This window comes from Idiomarina sp. (assembly GCF_048260185.1).
Classification (GTDB): Bacteria; Pseudomonadota; Gammaproteobacteria; order Enterobacterales; family Alteromonadaceae; genus Idiomarina.
The window spans coordinates 327686-346025 of sequence record NZ_JBLXHB010000001.1 but is presented as its reverse complement, the minus strand read 5'-3'; the positions used below and the strand labels follow the sequence as shown (position 1 = coordinate 346025).

General features: G+C 47.2%; 14 protein-coding genes. 7 read left to right on the top strand and 7 right to left on the bottom strand.

Translation table 11 applies throughout. From position 1 onward, the window contains the following. The first annotated feature begins 40 nt into the window (after positions 1-40). Genes mfd through ACN0RF_RS01710 form a run of 4 tightly spaced genes read left to right on the top strand, consistent with a single transcriptional unit; the run spans position 41 to position 6904 of the window. A complete protein-coding gene (mfd, locus tag ACN0RF_RS01725; RefSeq protein WP_417437845.1) occupies positions 41-3523 on the top strand; it encodes a transcription-repair coupling factor in 3483 nt (1160 codons plus the stop codon). A 15-nt stretch (positions 3524-3538) separates the two neighbouring features. Further along, a complete protein-coding gene (locus ACN0RF_RS01720) occupies positions 3539-4636 on the top strand; it encodes a peptidoglycan binding protein CsiV (protein WP_417437844.1) in 1098 nt (365 codons plus the stop codon). A gap of 17 nt (positions 4637-4653) precedes the next feature. Continuing rightward, positions 4654-5133, top strand: a complete 480-nt coding sequence (locus tag ACN0RF_RS01715) for a MarR family winged helix-turn-helix transcriptional regulator (protein WP_114981205.1) — start codon at positions 4654-4656, stop codon at positions 5131-5133. Between the two features lies 1 nt (position 5134). Beyond that, positions 5135-6904 (top strand): ExeM/NucH family extracellular endonuclease, encoded by a 1770-nt coding sequence (locus tag ACN0RF_RS01710; RefSeq protein WP_417437842.1) that lies wholly within the window; start codon positions 5135-5137, stop codon positions 6902-6904. Here ACN0RF_RS01710 and ACN0RF_RS01705 read toward each other — a convergent pair. Beyond that, positions 6808-7857: a hypothetical protein gene (locus tag ACN0RF_RS01705; protein WP_417437841.1), complete on the bottom strand. Its 1050-nt coding sequence runs from the start codon at positions 7855-7857 to the stop codon at positions 6808-6810. The two genes, ACN0RF_RS01710 and ACN0RF_RS01705, sit on opposite strands and share 97 nt — an antisense overlap. Positions 7858-7902: 45 nt before the next feature. Here ACN0RF_RS01705 and msrB point away from each other — a divergent pair, with 45 nt between their 5' ends. Beyond that, complete coding sequence (gene msrB, locus ACN0RF_RS01700; RefSeq protein WP_417437840.1) at positions 7903-9015, top strand: peptide-methionine (R)-S-oxide reductase MsrB; 1113 nt, start codon at positions 7903-7905, stop codon at positions 9013-9015. A 14-nt stretch (positions 9016-9029) separates the two neighbouring features. On the opposite strand, the gene asnB is transcribed toward msrB, so the two are convergent. The 5 genes from asnB to ACN0RF_RS01675 are packed head-to-tail and all read right to left on the bottom strand — an operon-like array spanning position 9030 to position 14162. Then, a complete protein-coding gene (gene asnB / locus ACN0RF_RS01695) occupies positions 9030-11045 on the bottom strand; it encodes an asparagine synthase (glutamine-hydrolyzing) (protein ID WP_417437839.1) in 2016 nt (671 codons plus the stop codon). Positions 11046-11063: 18 nt separating this feature from the next. Next, positions 11064-12131, bottom strand: coding sequence for an aspartate/ornithine carbamoyltransferase family protein (locus ACN0RF_RS01690; RefSeq protein ID WP_011234770.1), 1068 nt, complete (start codon positions 12129-12131; stop codon positions 11064-11066). Positions 12132-12135: 4 nt separating this feature from the next. Next, positions 12136-12258, bottom strand: coding sequence for a hypothetical protein (locus tag ACN0RF_RS01685; protein WP_255801631.1), 123 nt, complete (start codon positions 12256-12258; stop codon positions 12136-12138). Further along, the gene (locus ACN0RF_RS01680) at positions 12245-13681 is read right to left on the bottom strand and encodes a sodium:solute symporter family protein (protein ID WP_417437838.1); all 1437 of its coding nucleotides are present in this window, start codon (positions 13679-13681) and stop codon (positions 12245-12247) included. Before ACN0RF_RS01680 ends, ACN0RF_RS01685 begins: the two co-directional genes overlap by 14 nt. Further along, positions 13674-14162 carry a hypothetical protein gene (locus tag ACN0RF_RS01675; protein WP_417437837.1) on the bottom strand — a complete coding sequence of 163 codons (489 nt, stop codon included), beginning with the start codon at positions 14160-14162 and terminating at the stop codon, positions 13674-13676. The genes ACN0RF_RS01680 and ACN0RF_RS01675 overlap by 8 nt, the downstream gene beginning before the upstream one ends. Before the next feature lie 145 nt (positions 14163-14307). On the opposite strand from ACN0RF_RS01675, the gene folK reads away from it, so the two are divergent. Further along, positions 14308-14679 carry a 2-amino-4-hydroxy-6-hydroxymethyldihydropteridine diphosphokinase gene (gene folK, locus ACN0RF_RS01670; RefSeq protein ID WP_417437836.1) on the top strand — a complete coding sequence of 124 codons (372 nt, stop codon included), beginning with the start codon at positions 14308-14310 and terminating at the stop codon, positions 14677-14679. Further along, positions 14676-15383: an SDR family NAD(P)-dependent oxidoreductase gene (locus ACN0RF_RS01665; protein ID WP_417437835.1), complete on the top strand. Its 708-nt coding sequence runs from the start codon at positions 14676-14678 to the stop codon at positions 15381-15383. Before folK ends, ACN0RF_RS01665 begins: the two co-directional genes overlap by 4 nt. Before the next feature lie 45 nt (positions 15384-15428). On the opposite strand, the gene acnA is transcribed toward ACN0RF_RS01665, so the two are convergent. Further along, a complete protein-coding gene (acnA, locus tag ACN0RF_RS01660; protein WP_417437834.1) occupies positions 15429-18098 on the bottom strand; it encodes an aconitate hydratase AcnA in 2670 nt (889 codons plus the stop codon). Positions 18099-18340: the final 242 nt, after the last annotated feature.

The following is an 18340-nucleotide window of genomic DNA, read 5'->3' as shown; positions in this document are numbered from 1 at the left end:
CGGTATAATACCGACGTTTTTCCAAACCAGTTGAGTAGTCATGACTAAGGCATCTGTATTAAGACCCCCTTTTCCTCCGGCAGCAAACAAAGACCTTACCTGGCAGGAGTTGCATGGCAGCTCGCCGGCAATGGCGATAGCGAGGCTAATTGACGCCACGCCAGGGCGGGTTTTAATTGTCACCGCAGATGCTAACCAGGCACACCGGTTAGAACAGGAAGTGAAATACTTTGCCGGTGAGCACACCGAATACCATGACGACATTACGCTTTTCCCCGATTGGGAAACTTTGCCTTACGACAGCTTTTCGCCGCATCAGGACATTATTTCTGACCGACTCAGCGTGCTGGCACGCCTTCCCGATGCCAAGCGCGGGGCACTGATTGTCAGCATCAACACCCTGTTGCACCGCATTGCACCCACCTCTTTTGTGCAGGGGCAGGCGTTACAAATTGAAAAAGGCCAGCAGCTCGACAGCCTGAAGCTGCGACAACAGCTTGAAAATGCCGGTTACCGTCATGTTAATCAGGTAATGGAACACGGCGAGTTCAGCGCCCGCGGTTCAATCTTAGACTTATACCCTATGGGCAGTCAGACACCTTACCGGCTCGACTTTTTTGACGATGAAGTCGATACCATTCGGCCGTTTGACCCTGAGACTCAGCTATCAAAAGATCCAATAGACGGCATTAACTTGCTTCCCGCTCACGAGTTCCCACTGACAAAAACGGCGATCGAACGCTTTCGCGCAAATTATCGTGAGCACTTTGAGGCAAGCACTGAGCGTGAATCAGTGTATCAGCAAGTCAGTAAAGGCCAGTTACCCGGTGGCATAGAGTACTATCTGCCGTTATTTTTCGAAGAAACTGCCAGCTTGTTTGATTACCTTCCGGACGACACCGTATTGGTTACTTTCGGCAATATTCAGGCGAGCCTGGAGCGGCTGTGGCAGGATATTAATCACCGCTACGATCAGCGTCAGTTTGACCCTTTACGGCCGTTACTGCACCCCAATGAGCTGTTTCTTCCGGTCGATAATATTCACGCCGGTTTCAAACAATATCGTCGGGTACGCGCCAATGTACCGGCAGAAATGGCCCAACCCGGTCCGACGCCATTTTTGACACAGGCTGTAACGGAAATTGCAGCTGACCATCAGCAAAAACAGCCGTTTGCCAAGTTAAAGGCAAAACTGGAACAGGCTTTGGCAGAGGGTGAAAAAGTTCTTCTGTCAGCCGAAAGCGCAGGCCGCCGCGAAGCCTTGCGGGAAATTGTCAGCAAGCTTGGCTTTCAGGTAAGACTTTGCTCCGGGCTGGATGAATGCCCAACCCAACAGATTGGCTTAATCATTAGCCCCATTATTAATTCGTTTTATTTACCCGATGCCAAACTTTGGTTTATTACCGAAACCGAATTATTTGGTAACCGAGTGGTGCAAAGCCGTCGACGTCAGCAAAAAGCCACTGTCAGTGCCGATACACTGATTCGCAATTTAGCAGAACTGCAAGCCGGTCAGCCCGTTGTTCACCTGGACCACGGTGTTGGTCGTTATCAGGGGCTGACAACTTTAGATGCCGGAAATGTCACCACCGAATTTGTCACCATTGAGTACGCAGGTGGCGCAAAACTTTATGTTCCGGTCGCCAACCTGAACGTTTTAAGCCGCTACAGTGGCGGTGAAGAAAGCCATGCTCCGTTAAACAAACTGGGGAACGACAGCTGGGACAAGGCCAAAAAACGTGCGGCAGAAAAAGTCCGTGATGTTGCGGCAGAACTGCTCGACATTTATGCCCGCCGCGAAGCGAAACCCGGCTATGCATTTAACATTAACGAAGAAGACTACCAACGTTTTGCCGCTGGGTTTCCGTTTGAAGAAACCATTGATCAGCAGAGTGCAATTGATGCGGTCAAGCAGGACATGCAACAGCCCCGCGCTATGGACAGACTGGTCTGCGGCGACGTGGGCTTTGGTAAAACCGAAGTGGCTATGCGCGCAGCCTTTATTGCGGTTAATGAAGGCAAGCAAGTTATGGTCTTGGTTCCTACCACCCTACTTGCCCAGCAACACTACGAAAACTTCAGTGATCGTTTTGCTGATCAGGCCATTCGGGTTGAAGTACTATCGCGCTTTAAAACCGCCAAACAGTCAAAAGGCATTCTTGAAGACTTATCCAACGGCAAAGTCGATATTGTTATTGGTACCCACAAGTTACTACAGGACAATGTGAAGTGTCATGACTTAGGTCTGCTCATTGTCGACGAAGAACACCGCTTTGGTGTAAGACAAAAAGACACAATTAAACGCCTGCGCGCTGACGTAGATATTCTGACGCTTACAGCAACACCTATTCCGCGAACCCTGAATATGGCCATGAACAACATTCGTGACCTTTCAATTATAGCCACGCCACCAGCTAAGCGACTGGCAGTAAAAACCTTTGTCCGCGAATACGACGAGCCAACGGTTCGTGAGGCAATATTGCGTGAGATTCTGCGCGGTGGTCAGGTTTATTTCTTACACAACAATGTCGACACCATTGAAAAAACTGCGGCCGATATTGAAGCTCTGGTTCCGGAAGCGCGGGTTGTGGTTGCTCACGGACAGATGCGTGAACGTGACCTTGAGCGCATTATGTCGGATTTTTATCATCAGCGTTTTAATGTGCTGGTCTGTACCACCATTATTGAAACCGGTATCGATATACCCAGCGCCAACACCATTATTATGGATCGCGCCGATCATCTGGGTCTGGCGCAAATGCACCAGTTGCGGGGTCGCGTCGGACGTTCTCATCATCAGGCTTATGCGTACTTATTGACGCCACACCCTAAACGTATGACCAAAGACGCACACAAGCGACTTGAAGCGATTTCTCAGTTGGAAGACCTGGGTGCCGGCTTTATGCTGGCAACTCACGACCTGGAGATTCGTGGTGCCGGCGAGCTGCTGGGCGATGATCAGAGTGGTCAGATTGAAAGCATTGGCTTTACTTTATATATGGACATGCTGGAGCAAGCGGTTAAAGCTTTAAAAGAAGGCAAAGAACCCGCGCTTGCGCAGCTGCTGCACGAACGTGCTGAAATTGACTTAAAACTGCCGGCACTTTTACCTGAAGCTTACATACCAGACGTCAATAATCGTTTAAGTTTGTATAAGCGAATAGCCAACTGCGAAACCAGCAAAGAGCTTGATGACCTGCAAGTTGAATTGATTGATCGTTTTGGCCTGTTACCGGACGCCGCAAAAAACCTGATTCGACAGACACAGCTTCGCAATAATGCTGAACAGTTAGGTATACGCAAAATTGATATTGGTAACCAGGGCGGTATTATTGAGTTTGCCGACGACACGAAGATTAACCCCGAGATAATTATTGGGTTAATTCAAAAAGCGCCCAGCTATTATAAGCTGGACGGGCCAAACCGTTTACGTTTGAGTCAACCACTGGAAGATACTCAAAGCCGCTTAAAACTGGTAGAGTCTCTGCTAGACGAGTTTGCAGAGCAATCTCAGGCGGCGTAACACAGGAGTGAATAAATGGCGCTGGTACATCGGGGTGTAAAATCGATACTGGGTTTAGCAACCGCATTAACGGCTTTAGTGTCTGTAAATGCTATGGCCCAGGCAAATAAAGATTATTGGCGCTGGTTTGAAGTTGAAGTTCTGGTCTTCAAACAAACCGCTACCGATCAGTCCGGTGAAAACTTTTCTTTAACCATGCAGCCTATTGCGGTTAATAAAAGCCGGGATTTATTAACCCCTCACTACAGCCGACAAAATCGCTCTCTTCGCAGCGCTCTGCCTGTTTGCGAAGCATTCTCTGAACAAAACTGGCAAATTGATATTGCCTGTCAGTATGACAACGAAGAACAATGGATCCCTATTGCTGGTAACCCATTCGCACCGGAACACAAGTTATCTGAAATGGCCTCTACTGAGGTTGTTATCGATGGCCCCGGTGGCGATATAGAGCAGGCCTCGCAGCCGTTCCTGATGCCTGCAGATGCCCTTGAACTATCTCCAGTCAGAACCGAACTCGAGCGCAAAGGTCAGGCTAAATCGCTGTTGCATCTAGCCTGGAGACAACCAGTTTTTACCCGGAGTGTCGGTCGTAAAATGCGCTTATTTGGCGGCAAAAACTATGGCAAGGACTTCTTCTATAATGGTTTTCCCAAAGAGCAGGAACCACTCGATACACCGCTGTCCAGTGCCGGTCAGGAGCAGCGCATGGATAATATCCAACGCCTGTTCAACCTTATTGAATCCGGCACCGCTCCCTTTATCAGCCCGAAAGATAACACCCCGGTTCGCCCGCCTCTCACGGCAGCCGGGAACCCTCAGCTCGCCTGGGAATTTGATGGCTTAATGCATATTTTTCTGGTCGGTAACTATCTGCATATTGACGGTGAGTTCAACTTACGCGAACAAGATGAAATCAAACGTATTGCCAACAACTTAGAAACTCAGGCGGCGTATGCTCTTAATGGAGCGAGTAAACAAACACCTTATTTACGTAGCTATTATTTTTCTCAGTTACGGCGCGTCATAAGTCACGAAACACATTACTTTGATCACCCCAAACTCGGGGTTGTCGTTCAAATTCGCCGTACTGACTTATCGGCTCCAAGATACTAATAAGTTACGAGGCAATTATGGAAAAGTACGAAGAACTGCTACTGGCCTTAAGAAAAGTTATTCGCGCCATCGACTTATACTCTAAGCAGCTAAATAAGTATTCCGGATTAACCGCGCCTCAGTTACTAATTTTGCGTGAAATAAATGCTGCAAACGGTATAACCGCCAGTAAGGTTGCACAAAATATCAACCTAAGCCCGGCAACCGTCTCTAATGTCATCGAGCGCCTTGAACATCGGCAGTTAATCCACAGGCACCGCAGTGAACAGGATAAACGCCGTGTGTCTCTTTATTTGACTGAACAGGGGCTTAGTCTTCTGGAAAAGGCACCACAGCCGTTACAGGAAGATTTTATCGAAAAGTTTCAGGCACTGGATGAATGGGAGCAGTCGTTGCTGCTCTCGTCAATGCAAAGAATTGCCAATATGATGGATGCGGAACGTCTCGACGCCGCGCCCGTACTTGAAGTTGGAAGCTACCATAAACTGGACCACTAACATGCATAAACGACTACTTAGCTTATTACCAGCTCTGCTTTTATCGGGAGCTGCAATTGCAGAAACCTGTGGAAGTGACAAAGAGATTATTCCTATTTCACAGGTGCAGGGAGACAGTGAACAGTCTCCAAAGGTTGGTAAGCAAGTAACCGTGCGCGGTATTGTTACGGCGAGCTGGCAGCCATCTGAACAACTTGGCGGCTTTTTTATTCACAGTTTGCCTGAGGATATGGATGAAAACTCCGCCACCTCAGAAGGTTTATTTATAGTCACTAATAAGCAACATTCACAAGTTAATAATGGTGAGTGGGTAAGAGTGGCAGGACAAGTTGAAGAGCGTTCGGAATTAACCTCGTTAATTGAGGTATCCAATATAACAACCTGTGGTGAAGCAAAAACACTTCCTGCGACAAATGAACTGAAACTCCCGGTTGAATCACTTGACCAGCTTGAAGCCTTAGAAGGTATGCCTGTCACTTTATCCGCGAGTAAAGGCGAGAGCCTGACGGTTTCAGGCAATTACAATTACCCTCGCTACGGTTTTTTCGATATTTCCGGCGGCCGCTTATGGACGCCGACTCAAATCGTTATGCCGGGAAAAGATGCAAAACTTCAGGCACAGGAAAACGAATTGAATCGCTTGCAGGTTGATGACAACAGCAATGTCACCGAACCACGTCCGCTGCCTTTTTCCGAGCTTCAGCATGGTGAACAAAGCAGTTTGCGTTCCGGCTCTACCATAAAAAGCTTCTCCGGTATTATCAGCCAGTTCAATAACCGTTACCGAATTCAGCCAACCGACGACTTAGAACTGGAAACACCGTCTGTGCAACCGCAACTCGCGGAGAAGTCAAAGAAGGCTCTGCGCATCGCCAGTTTTAATGTACTGAACTTCTTTAATGGAAACGGCGCCGGACAAGGTTTTCCGACTCCCAGAGGAGCCGACACGCCTGAGCAAATGCAACGACAACAGAAAAAAATTGTTGCCGCACTAACGGCTATTGATGCTGATGTTATTGGCTTAATGGAAATTGAGAATGACGGATTTGGTGAGCGCAGCGCAATAATGCAACTGGTCAAGGCACTGGAGAAAGCGTCAGGAAAAGATTACGCAATAGCTGAGCCGCGTGCAGAAAAAATCGGAACAGACCAAATTACTGTCGGTATTATTTATCAACCCAAGCGTGTAAAGCCAAGTTCTCACGCGATATTTACACGTCAGGGGCCTTTCTCCTGGGGAAGTCGCCCTCCTCTTGCGCAAAGCTTTATCGCCACCAACACCGATCAAGAATTCAGTGTTGTGGTAAACCACTTCAAGTCGAAGGGCAGTTGTCCGGAGGACTCTGAAAGCCCAAACAGTAATCAAAATGATGGGCAGGCGTGCTGGAACGATTTAAGACTTCAGTCCTCGCGGGAATTAACGCAATGGATTCAGAGCGAGTCTTTAACAAACCCGGTATTACTGGGTGACTTTAACGCTTATTATCAGGAAGACCCGGTGCGTTATTTTGCTGACAATGGTTTTTATAACCCTTCAGGCGCAAAAGACTATTCTTACGTTTATGACAGTCAGGCCGGGGCTTTAGATCACGTTTTTGTTGCCGACTCACTTAAAGACGCGATTCAGGAGGTGTATCACCTACCCTTTAATGCTGACGAACCCGAGCTATATGATTACCGCGATGAGGCATACTTTGCAGAAGGTCCATTCCGCTCTTCTGACCATGATCCATTAGTACTGGACTTAGTTTTTTCCGGCTCTGGCATGTAGGCATTATTGGTTCCGAAGTGAACCTCGAACTCAACACCAACCAACCACTGGCCGCTACGCTGTTCCGTCATAAGATTGCGAGGCCAGTGGTACCCAACCCAGGTTTCCACAAAAAACCATTCCCGTAAGTATCGCTGACGATTAAGAAAGCGCAATCCATAGTCCTGAACAGGCACTTCATGGTCAGTATTGCCCTCTATCCAGGTTTCTGTCGCCCAGGCTTTTTCCTGCCCATACAAATGATATAAACGCGCAGTACTGTTCCAGCGAATACCGTCTGTTTCTTCTGCAAAAGTACCTTTAGAAGCCCACCGTAATAACCATGTATCAGTTAATGTGGCTTCATAATCTACTCTCTGTGCAACACCAAAGCCGTCACTGTCGCGCCAGAAAGCTGAAGACTGCATACGAACTTGCTGATTGCCTGAAAAAACAAAACCTGTCATATAGCGGGCTCTGGCATAAGTGTCAAACCTTAACCCACCACGTATCCCTATACTGTAGGACACTCGGTGCGCTTCGTTAATTTCAGGGTCGAAACCTAAGCCCACTAGCCATTCTTCGTCTGACTGTGGAGAACGAATAACTGAAGGCCGACCGGTAGAGTCATCATCCAGAAACTCATTTTCATCCACCCGGCCAATAAAAGCTGAAACGTTTTCTTTTAGCTTAGGTAAGGTTACCCGGGCTCTAAAACGCGACTTAACTTCAAAGCCATCGTACTGATCCCATTGCGGCGCAACCGAAAGCCGCCCATATGAACGTTCATATTGATTAATGCTTTCATTTCCGAACAAGCCGTCAAACCAACGCGCGGTTGCATCTACCGAGGTTCCAAGCCCGCTGCGGAAACTGTCCAGCCACATACCATCTTCTTCATCAGCTTGTTGAGCTGCTGTAGCTGACTGGCAACCAAGACTAAAAATAAAAGCTAACCAAGTAATCTTTTTCATATTGAACGGTCTATAACTAAACACCACCTTTGGTTGGAGAACACTATGTCGTTTCGCCTTATAATTGTTATTGTCGGTTTGTTAGTATCTTGTTTCAGCATGGCACAGAATAGCGAGCCAACAAAGCAAAAAAATGAAAAAGTCGCGACTTTTGCCGGCGGCTGTTTCTGGTGTGTTGAAGAAGCTTTCGAGAAAATGCCCGGAGTCCGGGAAGTCATTTCTGGCTACAGCGGAGGTGACGAAGTCAACCCGACATACGAAGAGGTTTCAGCAGGTAAAACCGGGCATACGGAAGCAGCCCAGATATACTACAACCCGGATGTCGTAAGCTACGCGGCATTACTTCAGAAGTTATGGCGTATCAGTGACCCGACAGACAACGACGGACAGTTTGTTGACCGCGGTAAACAGTATCGCCCCGCTGTTTTTTATCATAATGATGAACAAAAGCGCATAGCTATGGAGTCGCGCGAATGGCTGGATAAAAATGGCCCCTTCCCTGACCCGGTGGTTATTGAAATAACACCCTTTAAGAGCTTCTACAAAGCTGAAGAATACCATCAGGACTATTACGACAAGAACCCCGTTCGCTACCGTATTTATACCTACAACTCGGGGCGTTACGACTTTGTCGAGAAGCATTGGGGCGATACCTCGGACGTTGACTATCAGCAATTTACGAATGACAACCCGACAGGTACATCTGAGCAGCAAAGCTTCGTTAAACCTAGTGACAGCGAACTGAAAAAACGCCTAACGGATATTCAGTATGCTGTGACTCAGGAAGACCAAACGGAACCCGCCTTCGATAACCGCTACTGGGACAATGATCGCAAGGGTATTTATGTAGATGTAGTAAGTGGTGAGCCACTTTTCTCTTCAGCAGATAAATACGAATCGGGTACCGGTTGGCCAAGTTTTACTAAGCCCATAAGCCCAGACGCGGTAGTAGAAAAGGATGACAGCAGCTGGTTCTACACCCGTACTGAAATTCGTAGCCGCAAAGCAGACTCTCATGTAGGCCATGTCTTTAAGGATGGCCCTCAGCCTACCGGTTTAAGGTATTGCATGAACTCGGCGGCGCTGCGCTTTATTCCTTTAGAAGAAATGGAGGAAGAAGGGTACGGTGACTACATTCCTGCAGTCACCGGTGATTAGCTAAGCAAAAATAATTAGGCTGTCCAGCCCAGCTCAGTAGCACGCTGCTGAGCCTGCGCGGGCACATCAGTAGCTACAAAATGATGGTGCAGCACCTGAACACCAAGCATATGGTTGATGACGGCATCAAGCTGCACACGCTCTTCATTCGGAACATTCTCATCCTGATGCCGTTCAAAGGTCCGCACCACTTCGTCGTAGTCAAGCAAACCGGCTGACTTAACTGCCTCAGCATTCAGGAATTGCTCCGCCAGCTTCTCAACAGCTTTCCACTTCTCCGGGTCGGTGTGCGCCGGCGGTGCCATAAAAGCGAACTTCTCACGTTTATACAGCGTTTCCGGCAACAAGCCTTTCATGGCTTCACGCAACACATATTTTTCTTTATTGCCTTTAATACGCAGGTGCGGCGGCACAGTGAAAGCGTATTCCGCCAAGTGGTGATCTAAAAATGCCGGGCGCGCCTCCATTGAATTAGCCATATCCACCCGGTCGCCGCCCCAGGTCAGAATTTGCCCCTCAAGCATGGTTTTAATCCAGACATACTGAGCTCTGTCCAGCGGATGCCGACCATCCAGCATGTCTTTATCAAGCGTGTTGGCAATAGCCAGGCTGGGGTCATAGCCTTCAACCTGTTTTCGCTTGTTCTCCGACATAAGCGGCAGCGCAACCGATGAGCACGACAGCCACGGCTGCACACAGCTTGGAGTGAAGCCCATTTTCTGGTTAAAAGCTTCGCTGACAAACTCTTCGCGAGCCAACATAGCGCCTTTAAAGAGTTTATTGTTTTTCTCCAACAGCTCCTGCCATTCAACCCGCTCTACTTCCGGTAAATGGTCGAGTCCATGCAGGAACATGTCTTTTCTAAAAGCCGGGTAACCGGCAAAGAGCTCATCGGAACCCTCACCTGTCATCACAACTTTATAACCCGCCTCGTGTACTTCTTTACTCATTAAGTACTTGGCTACACCCAGAGTGTTGTATATTGTTCGCTCGGTATGCCATAAGGTTTTCACAAAATGGTCATAGAGGTCATCGGCTTTCAGCCGCATAATATGGTGATCAGCCTGAGTGGCTTCAGCCATTTCTTCGGCGATAGGTGTCTCATCGTAGTCGGCAGAATCAAAACCTATGGTAAAGGCTTTTACCGAAGTCTGGGTTGAGGCGGATGCAAGTCCCAGAATGGCACATGAATCAATACCACCGGACAAATAGCAACCGACAGGTACGTCGGCTGTCATTCGGTGCTGAACGGCTTCCAGTAGCTTAGCGCGAACCCCTTCAATATAAGATTCTTCGTCAACATCGGCGCCCGGATAGCTCTCTTCCGGCGGAAAATCGACATCCCAGTACTTATGTTCTGTTGCAACCACTTTGCCATTTTTACGCTGCAACTTAACCACATAACCCGGCTGAACCTGATTAATCCCTTCAAAAGCCGTAGAGCCCGGCACCATCACTTGAATCAGTTGGTGGTATAAGCCCTCTGCCGAAAACTCCCGTTTAACGTCCGGGTGAGCAAACAACACTTTCAGCTCAGAGCCAAACACCACACCGTGCTCGGTTTCCGTCCAGTATAAAGGCTTAATTCCAAATCTGTCGCGCACCAGGTAAAGGCTTTCGTCTTCGGCATCGAACAGGCCGAAAGCAAACTCTCCACGAAGCTCCTTTAGGGTGTCCTCCAGTCCGTAACGCTCAAACAGGTGAAGAACAATTTCAGAGTCGCTTTTACTGTTAAACCGTGCGCCACGAGCGGTTAAATCCGCACGTATGCGTTTAAAGTCGTAAAACTCACCGTTATGGGTCAGCATCAGTCTTTTATCGGCTGATATAAAAGGTTGCCGACCTCGCTTTTCATCCAGGTCGATAATGGATAAACGGGCGTGACTAAATCCAACGCCATAGTCTTGTTGTACTTCATAACCAAACCCGTCGGGGCCACGATGATGCATTATCGCAGCCATATTCACTAAGATTTGGGGTTCAATCGCTCTTTCCGTTTGATGATGAAAAACGCCAGCAATTCCGCACATTCTTTGCTTTTCCTCGTATCAGACGACATCAATGACGCGTTCAGCTCGCTGTACCATACAGGTCAGTAGCGCCATACGTAAAAACACCGCACCCCGTGCCTGGCTGAAATACCAGTTATGAGGCGTATGGTCGAGATCGGCGGATAATTCTTCACCGCGCGCTAAAGGGTGTAAAATAATAGCGCTGTCTTTTAGCGGAGACTGCGCCGTTAAGTGAAACTCACTGCCATAAGTACTAAAGGTATCACCTTCCCACGAAATCGCGTTGATATAAACCACGTCGAGCTCTGGTAGTACCTGCTCTAAATCCCGGGTCGTACGAATCTTTATTCCGGCTTGCTCAATCTGTTCTCGTTGCTCACTTCCAAACAGCTGAGTCGACGATTCCTCGTCATGAATAATGACAATTTCATCAATTGCTTTTGGAAACTTTACTAAACATTTAATAAAGCTACGCACGGTGCGCATTTTATTTGGCACACCAATAATGCCAATTTTTATCGGCGCTTTATCGGCTTCGTCCGTGACTAAATCGGGACGCCATTTAAACAGTGCATACATGTCCGTAAGCGCCTGAGTCGGGTGTTCATCTGAACCATTACCCGCATTAATAATGGGAATGCGCAGCGAATCGATCATCTCTTCCAGTGAGGTTTCATTATTGTCCCTCAACACCACGCAATCACCATAGTTATTAAACATTTCAGCCACATCGGCTAAACGTTCGCCTTTGGCTATGCCGGTAGTAGAACGATCCGTAATTGACATAATATCGCCGCCCAGACGGTGCCAGGCACTTTCAAATGACAAACGAGTACGAGTACTTGGCTCGTAAAACGCGCTGATTAAAATTTTGCCCTGTAATGAGGTACTAAAACGACGAGGATTAGCCTCGTACTTTGCAGCAAGCCGGAACAGTTGCAGCATGCCCAGCTGCGAAAACTGATCAGCAGACACTACATGCTGATTCGACAAGTTCAGCAAGTAATCACCATCTTCCTGAATTGCTTTTAATAACGCCTTTGGATGAGCATCGCCGCAAACATCGGGGCGCTCTCGTTCAAAGGAGACATCCTTTATAGTCATACAATTACCATATGGTTTTAGAAATAAAATCTTTAATAAAAAGCCCCAGTAACAAAACCGGAGCTAAGCAAGTCATTATTAGCGCCAGAGAAATTAACCACTCAAAAGCCAGTTCACTGATCAGCATTTGGCTGCTCCTTCTCATTTAGCCCGTCCCAGTCAAACTCTTCGCGACTGCGTAAAATGCCTATTAGACATATTAGACCGGAAACCGCACATGACACCAAAGCGGCGACATAGAAGCCGACAATAAAATAACTCAGCATACCAAACGCCGTACCGAACGCCATAGCGCACGCCGCGTATGTTCCTGTCAGCCGACGATGATACAGCCCCAGTACTATTGGCCAGATGGTGCTGGCAACAAAAGCTCCGGCAAAATTCAATAAAGCACCTAAGGTTGCAACGCGCGGCAGGCACAATAACCAGGTAACGATTCCTAAGCCTAGGATACAACTGCGATTAAAGCGCATTAATGTTTTGTCGCTGGCTTTAGGTTTCAGTTTTTTATGGAAAATATCCTGTGTGACTAAATCTGAGGTCGCTGCCAGTAACGAGTCCAGGCTGGACGCCAACGCGGAAAAAATAACAATAAAAACAATAATGGCTCCGGCTTTACCGAGTACAGCCGCGGCAACGGTAGGACCAATCATATCGGGGCTTGGCGGGAAAATTCCCAGCTGAGGTGCTGCTAACGCAATGAACCCGGTAACAATAGGAATGGGCAACCATAATAAGCCACCGGTTAAATACGCCTTGTAGGCCACATTCTTTTTAAAAGACAAAGCCCGTGACCACCAGACATTGGAGTGAAAAATTTCCCCAAGGCCGAAGAAGATGTTGTTAAACAAAAACATGACAGCGGCCGGAAACAACATATCCAACAGCTGCGGATGTTCGCTTGTCAGGTTGCTGTGAATGCTCTCCAGGCCAACATTGTCAATTATCCAGTAAGCGATAAAACTGACACCAACAATGATGATTAAAGCCTGAATAAAGTCGGTAGCAATAACCGCCCGCATTCCGCCAAAAAGTGTATAGCCGACACAAATTACCAGTATGGTGGTCATGCCAATGTGATAATCGAGCCCACTGAGTGATTCAAGCAAAATACCACCGGCCATACCCAGACTAATTAACCAGCCAAAAGCATAAACCACAGAAATGATGATAAAGACAAGCCAGGCCAGATTACCATAACGCAAACGCACAAAGTCGCCCGATGTATAACCGTTTGGAAGCAGTTCCTTAATGCGTTTAGCCATAGGTGCAAACAGCACTAAGCCCAGAGCAGCAAAGGAATACCCTATCATGCCCCAAATGCCGAATTGATAGGTTAACTGCGGAGCAACCAGCGTGGTGTTGCTGGTCACCCAGGTTGCCATAGCTGTTGCTGCGGCAAACGCAAAACCAACATTCCGCCCAGCCAGAGCAAAGTCCTCGTGGCTGCGGTTCTTCCGCCCCAGCCAATACCCAAAGGCTACCCAGAACACCCCGAACAGGACGATAATCGTGATGCCGGTACTCGTATCCAGTGCGAACTCAGTCATGGCGCTCTTGTCTGGAGTGGATCCACTGCCTATGAAGCAATAATAAGGTTGCTACCAGAGTAATGAAAATAACCAGGCCGACGAAGAATAAAGTCAGAGATTGCCAGAGCGGATAATGTTGTACCGTTATCTCAATAGTATTGCTGGTATGAACTTCGTTATCAGGACCTTCGGCTCGAGCGCGCAGATAATAAGTTCCGTTGCTAAAACCGGTCAGTGAAATATCCTGGAAGTCACCTAACGTGGGAAACTGACGAGTGCTTTTGGCAAACTCTGAATTGCTGGCAACTTCGATAGTAACTCTGTTAAGCTCGTCAAAATTAGGAGCACTGACAGAAACGGTAAAGTAGCCTTCTTTTACAACGGAGTCCGGCCCGCTCAGTTTTAACGAGCTCGCATGCGCGGCTGTTGGCAACATTACCAACAAACATAAAGCAAACAAAATATAGCAATAGTTAAAGCCGTTTTCTTGCGTCGTCATTAAAACTTCTGCTCATTAGCATTAGTTGAAATCTCAGGCTAGCAGCAGAATTTTTTAATTTCAACTGTTTAAAATAGTCATCTATTTACTGTTATTGCCCGTAATCAGTTCAACATATTATTTACGTTTAGTGGTCAGTCATTCAATGCAAAAGTATTTATGCAGTCTTGGTTCAAACATAAAGCCTGAAACTCATTTTCCTCAGGCACAAGTGGCCCTTAAAGCTTTATCGGACGATATACGCTTTTCACGAAATATACCGACTTCACCAGTAGATATGGAAACGAATAACGACTTTCTGAACGCCTTATTTATTATTCGTACGCCTATGTCTGCGAATGAACTCAAGCAAAAATTTAATGCTATTGAAGAGGCTATGGGGCGCGACCGTTCAGATCCGCAAAGAAGCTTTAAAGATCGCACCATAGATATTGATATCCTGGGTCGGCTTGAAGAGAAACCTCAGGTACCGGAATATTTAACCTCACTATTACCAGATTTAGGACTTACCTCATGAAGAAAACAGCAGTTATTACAGGCGCCGGACGACGGTTTGGTTTTGAACTGGCCAAAGCATTGCTGACTGAGGGGTATCAGTTATTTGCTCACTACAACAGCTCGCGTGACGGTATTGACGAGTTGGAAGCACTAGGCGCTCAGGGCGTACAAGCAGATTTCACCAACATAGACAGTATTCAGGCCATGGTTCGTACTATTAGCAGCGCTACGGACTCTGTCGATCTATTGGTTAACAACGCTTCCTGTTTTTTCGACAACGAAACTGTTGATAACGACAACAACGCGTTAGCTGCGGTATTCCAGGTACATGGAATGGCACCCTATCTGCTTATAAGCGGCTTGCAACGGCAATTAAGCCATTCCGGGAATGGACTGATTATTAATATTACGGACATCTACGCTGACCGCCCGTCTACAGACTATATTGCTTATTGCGCAGCGAAAGCCGGGCTCGCCAACATGACCCAGGCCTTTGCTAAAAGCTTAGCGCCATCAGTAAGAGTCAACGCCATTCAGCCAGGCCCTATTCTATTTTTACCAGAGCACGATAAAGAACATCGTATGCAGGTTCTGGATGAGACACCATTGCGGGTTGAAGGGGGTTTAGAGCCAATGATAGAAACCGTTCGCTTTTTACGCGACAACCCGTTTATTACGGGCGAGTCCATTAAAGTCGACGGCGGTCGCGGCTTAATGATATAAAAAAACCCGGCACGGTGGCCGGGTTTCAGTTCACTATAGCGACTCTTATTTAAGCATTCCGCGCAATACGTAATGTAAGATACCACCACTTTTGTAGTAGCTCATTTCATTACCAGTATCGATACGGCACTTAACCTCAAACTCGATTTCGCTTCCGTCTTTGCGTTTAGCAACAACTTTCAGCATTTGTCCAGGCTTGAGGTTATCATCAAGGCCTAAAATCGATATCTGCTCTTCGCCAGTCAGCTTGTGTTCTTTAACACCTTCACCTTCAACAAATTGCAGCGGCAGAACGCCCATACCCACCAGGTTAGAACGATGAATACGCTCGTAACTTTCAGCCAGTACGGCTTTAACACCTAAAAGCGTTGTACCTTTGGCAGCCCAGTCACGGCTTGAACCGGTACCATACTCCTTACCGGCCAATACAACCAACGGCGTGTCATTTTCCATATACTTCATGGCGGCATCGTAAATGGCCATTTGCTCGCCAGTTGGAATGTACTTGGTGTAACCACCTTCAACATCATCCAGCATCTGGTTTTTAATACGAATATTGGCAAAAGTACCGCGCATCATGACTTCGTGGTTACCACGACGCGAACCATAAGAGTTAAAGTCTTTAATTTCGACGCCATTTTCCTGCAGATACTTACCTGCTGGCGAATCTGGCTTAATAGAACCTGCCGGTGAAATGTGATCCGTCGTAATTGAGTCCGCAAATACCGCCAACACGTTAGCGTCTTTAATGTCGCTCGGTGCCTGCAGTGGCTTATCAATACCTTCAAAGAACGGCGGGTTCTTAACGTAAGTAGAGTCGTCCTGCCAGTTATAGGTATTGCCTTTGGCAACACTAATTGACTGCCATTCTTCATCACCTTCAAAGACTTCTCCGTATTCTTTGCCGAACATCTCGTTATCAACCATTTTCACAGCTTCAGCAATTTCTGAACTGCTAGGCCAGATGTCTTTCAGGAATACATCATTACCGTCAGAGTCTTTACCTAAAGGATCTTTACTCAAATCGGTACGTGTTGTACCTGATAGCGCGTAGGCAACCACTAGCGGTGGTGACGCCAGCCAGTTCGCTTTAACTTCAGGGTGAACACGGCCTTCAAAGTTACGGTTTCCTGACAACACAGAAGATACCGTCAGGTCACCTTCATTAATGGCTTCCGTTATTTCATCATCCAGTGGACCGGAGTTACCAATACAGGTAGTACAACCGTAGCCCACTAAGTTAAAGCCAAGTTTATCAAGGTACTCGTCTAAACCGGCTTTTGCGAAATAATCAGTAACGACTTTAGAACCCGGAGCCAGTGACGATTTCACCCATGGCTTACGAACCAGGCCTTTTTCCACTGCTTTTTTAGCCAGTAAACCGGCTGCCATCATGACGCTTGGGTTTGACGTATTGGTACAAGAAGTTATAGCAGCGATGACAACATCACCGTGCGATAAGGAATAGTCCTTACCTTTAACTTTTACTTCTTTATCTTTTTCGCCCGATTTACCGTTAGTTTCCAGTATCAGATCGAAATTACTGCCAAGCTGCTCCATGTTTACTCGATCCTGCGGGCGTTTCGGACCGGCAAGCGAGGCTGTTACGGTGCTTAAGTCTAATTCCAGCGTATCGGTGTACTCAGGTTCGTTGTCATTGTCGCGCCACAAACCCTGAGCTTTAGAGTATTTCTCAACTAACTCAATAGTTTCTTCATCACGACCTGACAAGCGGAAATAACGCAGGGTTTCATCATCTACCGGGAAGAAACCACAGGTTGCGCCATATTCCGGCGACATATTTGAAATGGTTGCGCGGTCAGCTAATGGTAAGTTGTCCAGACCCGGACCATAAAACTCAACAAATTTACCTACTACGCCTTTTTCACGCAGCATTTGAGTAACGGTTAATACCAAGTCTGTCGCGGTTACTCCTTCTTTCAGCGCGCCGGTCATACGGAAGCCGACAACCTCTGGTATCAACATAGAAACCGGTTGACCCAGCATTGCAGCTTCGGCTTCAATACCGCCAACACCCCAACCTAATACGCCAATACCGTTGATCATGGTGGTGTGCGAGTCAGTGCCAACCAAAGTGTCAGGATAAGCAAAGGTTTTGCCGTCTTCTTCCTTCGTCCAGACACTCTTACCTAAATACTCCAGATTCACTTGGTGACAAATACCGGTACCCGGCGGCACTACGCGGAAGTTTTCAAAGGCACCCTGCCCCCATTTCAGGAACTCGTAACGCTCTTTGTTACGCTCCATCTCAAAGCGGACGTTTTCCTTAAATGCACCCTCGGTTGCGTATTTGTCTACCATTACCGAGTGGTCAATGACCAGGTCGACAGGCGACAACGGGTTAATGACTTCAGGGTCATGCCCGGCTTTCGCCACGGCATCACGCATTGCCGCCAAATCGACAATACCCGGAACACCGGTGAAGTCCTGCATCAGAACCCGCGCAGGGCGGTACTGAATTTCACGGTCAATTTTTTTCTTCTTCGACCAGTCGACCATGGCTTGCAAATCGTCTTTCGTGACGGTTTCGCCATCTTCATTACGCAATAGGTTTTCGAGTAAAACCTTCATTGAAGCAGGAAGTTTAGAAATGTCTCCTAAGGCTTCTTCTGCTTTAGGCAGGCTATAATAATGAAAGGTTTTTCCTTTAACATCTAACGAACTTAAGGTTTTCAGACTGTCTTTGCCTGACATAGATTCTCTCCCATTCGCTTCCAAAGCGTCGTTGTGAACTAAACGGTTTCTTAAATATAGACAAACAGAACCGTTTCAGCCATCAAATGTGTATATTGATGAAAACATAAATCAAAAGTTTGTGCCAATTAACTGCTGGTTAAGTAGTCAGTTAAGCAACTATTTTTATTATAAATTGTGTTTATATTACATAGTCTGTAAAAAGTGTTTAAGATCAATCAGACATCAGTCTTAGCGAATAA

What these genes read in the sequence shown, in the direction of transcription:
- ACN0RF_RS01680 (WP_417437838.1), bottom strand. Translation starts at nt 13,681, where the DNA reads ATGACTGAGTTCGCACTGGATACGAGTACCGGCATCACGATTATCGTC.
- mfd (WP_417437845.1), top strand. Translation starts at nt 41, where the DNA reads ATGACTAAGGCATCTGTATTAAGACCCCCTTTTCCTCCGGCAGCAAAC.
- asnB (WP_417437839.1), bottom strand. Translation starts at nt 11,045, where the DNA reads ATGTGCGGAATTGCTGGCGTTTTTCATCATCAAACGGAAAGAGCGATT.
- ACN0RF_RS01710 (WP_417437842.1), top strand. Translation starts at nt 5,135, where the DNA reads ATGCATAAACGACTACTTAGCTTATTACCAGCTCTGCTTTTATCGGGA.
- ACN0RF_RS01675 (WP_417437837.1), bottom strand. Translation starts at nt 14,162, where the DNA reads ATGACGACGCAAGAAAACGGCTTTAACTATTGCTATATTTTGTTTGCT.
- ACN0RF_RS01685 (WP_255801631.1), bottom strand. Translation starts at nt 12,258, where the DNA reads ATGCTGATCAGTGAACTGGCTTTTGAGTGGTTAATTTCTCTGGCGCTA.
- msrB (WP_417437840.1), top strand. Translation starts at nt 7,903, where the DNA reads ATGTCGTTTCGCCTTATAATTGTTATTGTCGGTTTGTTAGTATCTTGT.
- ACN0RF_RS01720 (WP_417437844.1), top strand. Translation starts at nt 3,539, where the DNA reads ATGGCGCTGGTACATCGGGGTGTAAAATCGATACTGGGTTTAGCAACC.
- ACN0RF_RS01715 (WP_114981205.1), top strand. Translation starts at nt 4,654, where the DNA reads ATGGAAAAGTACGAAGAACTGCTACTGGCCTTAAGAAAAGTTATTCGC.
- acnA (WP_417437834.1), bottom strand. Translation starts at nt 18,098, where the DNA reads ATGTCAGGCAAAGACAGTCTGAAAACCTTAAGTTCGTTAGATGTTAAA.
- ACN0RF_RS01705 (WP_417437841.1), bottom strand. Translation starts at nt 7,857, where the DNA reads ATGAAAAAGATTACTTGGTTAGCTTTTATTTTTAGTCTTGGTTGCCAG.
- ACN0RF_RS01665 (WP_417437835.1), top strand. Translation starts at nt 14,676, where the DNA reads ATGAAGAAAACAGCAGTTATTACAGGCGCCGGACGACGGTTTGGTTTT.
- folK (WP_417437836.1), top strand. Translation starts at nt 14,308, where the DNA reads ATGCAAAAGTATTTATGCAGTCTTGGTTCAAACATAAAGCCTGAAACT.
- ACN0RF_RS01690 (WP_011234770.1), bottom strand. Translation starts at nt 12,131, where the DNA reads ATGACTATAAAGGATGTCTCCTTTGAACGAGAGCGCCCCGATGTTTGC.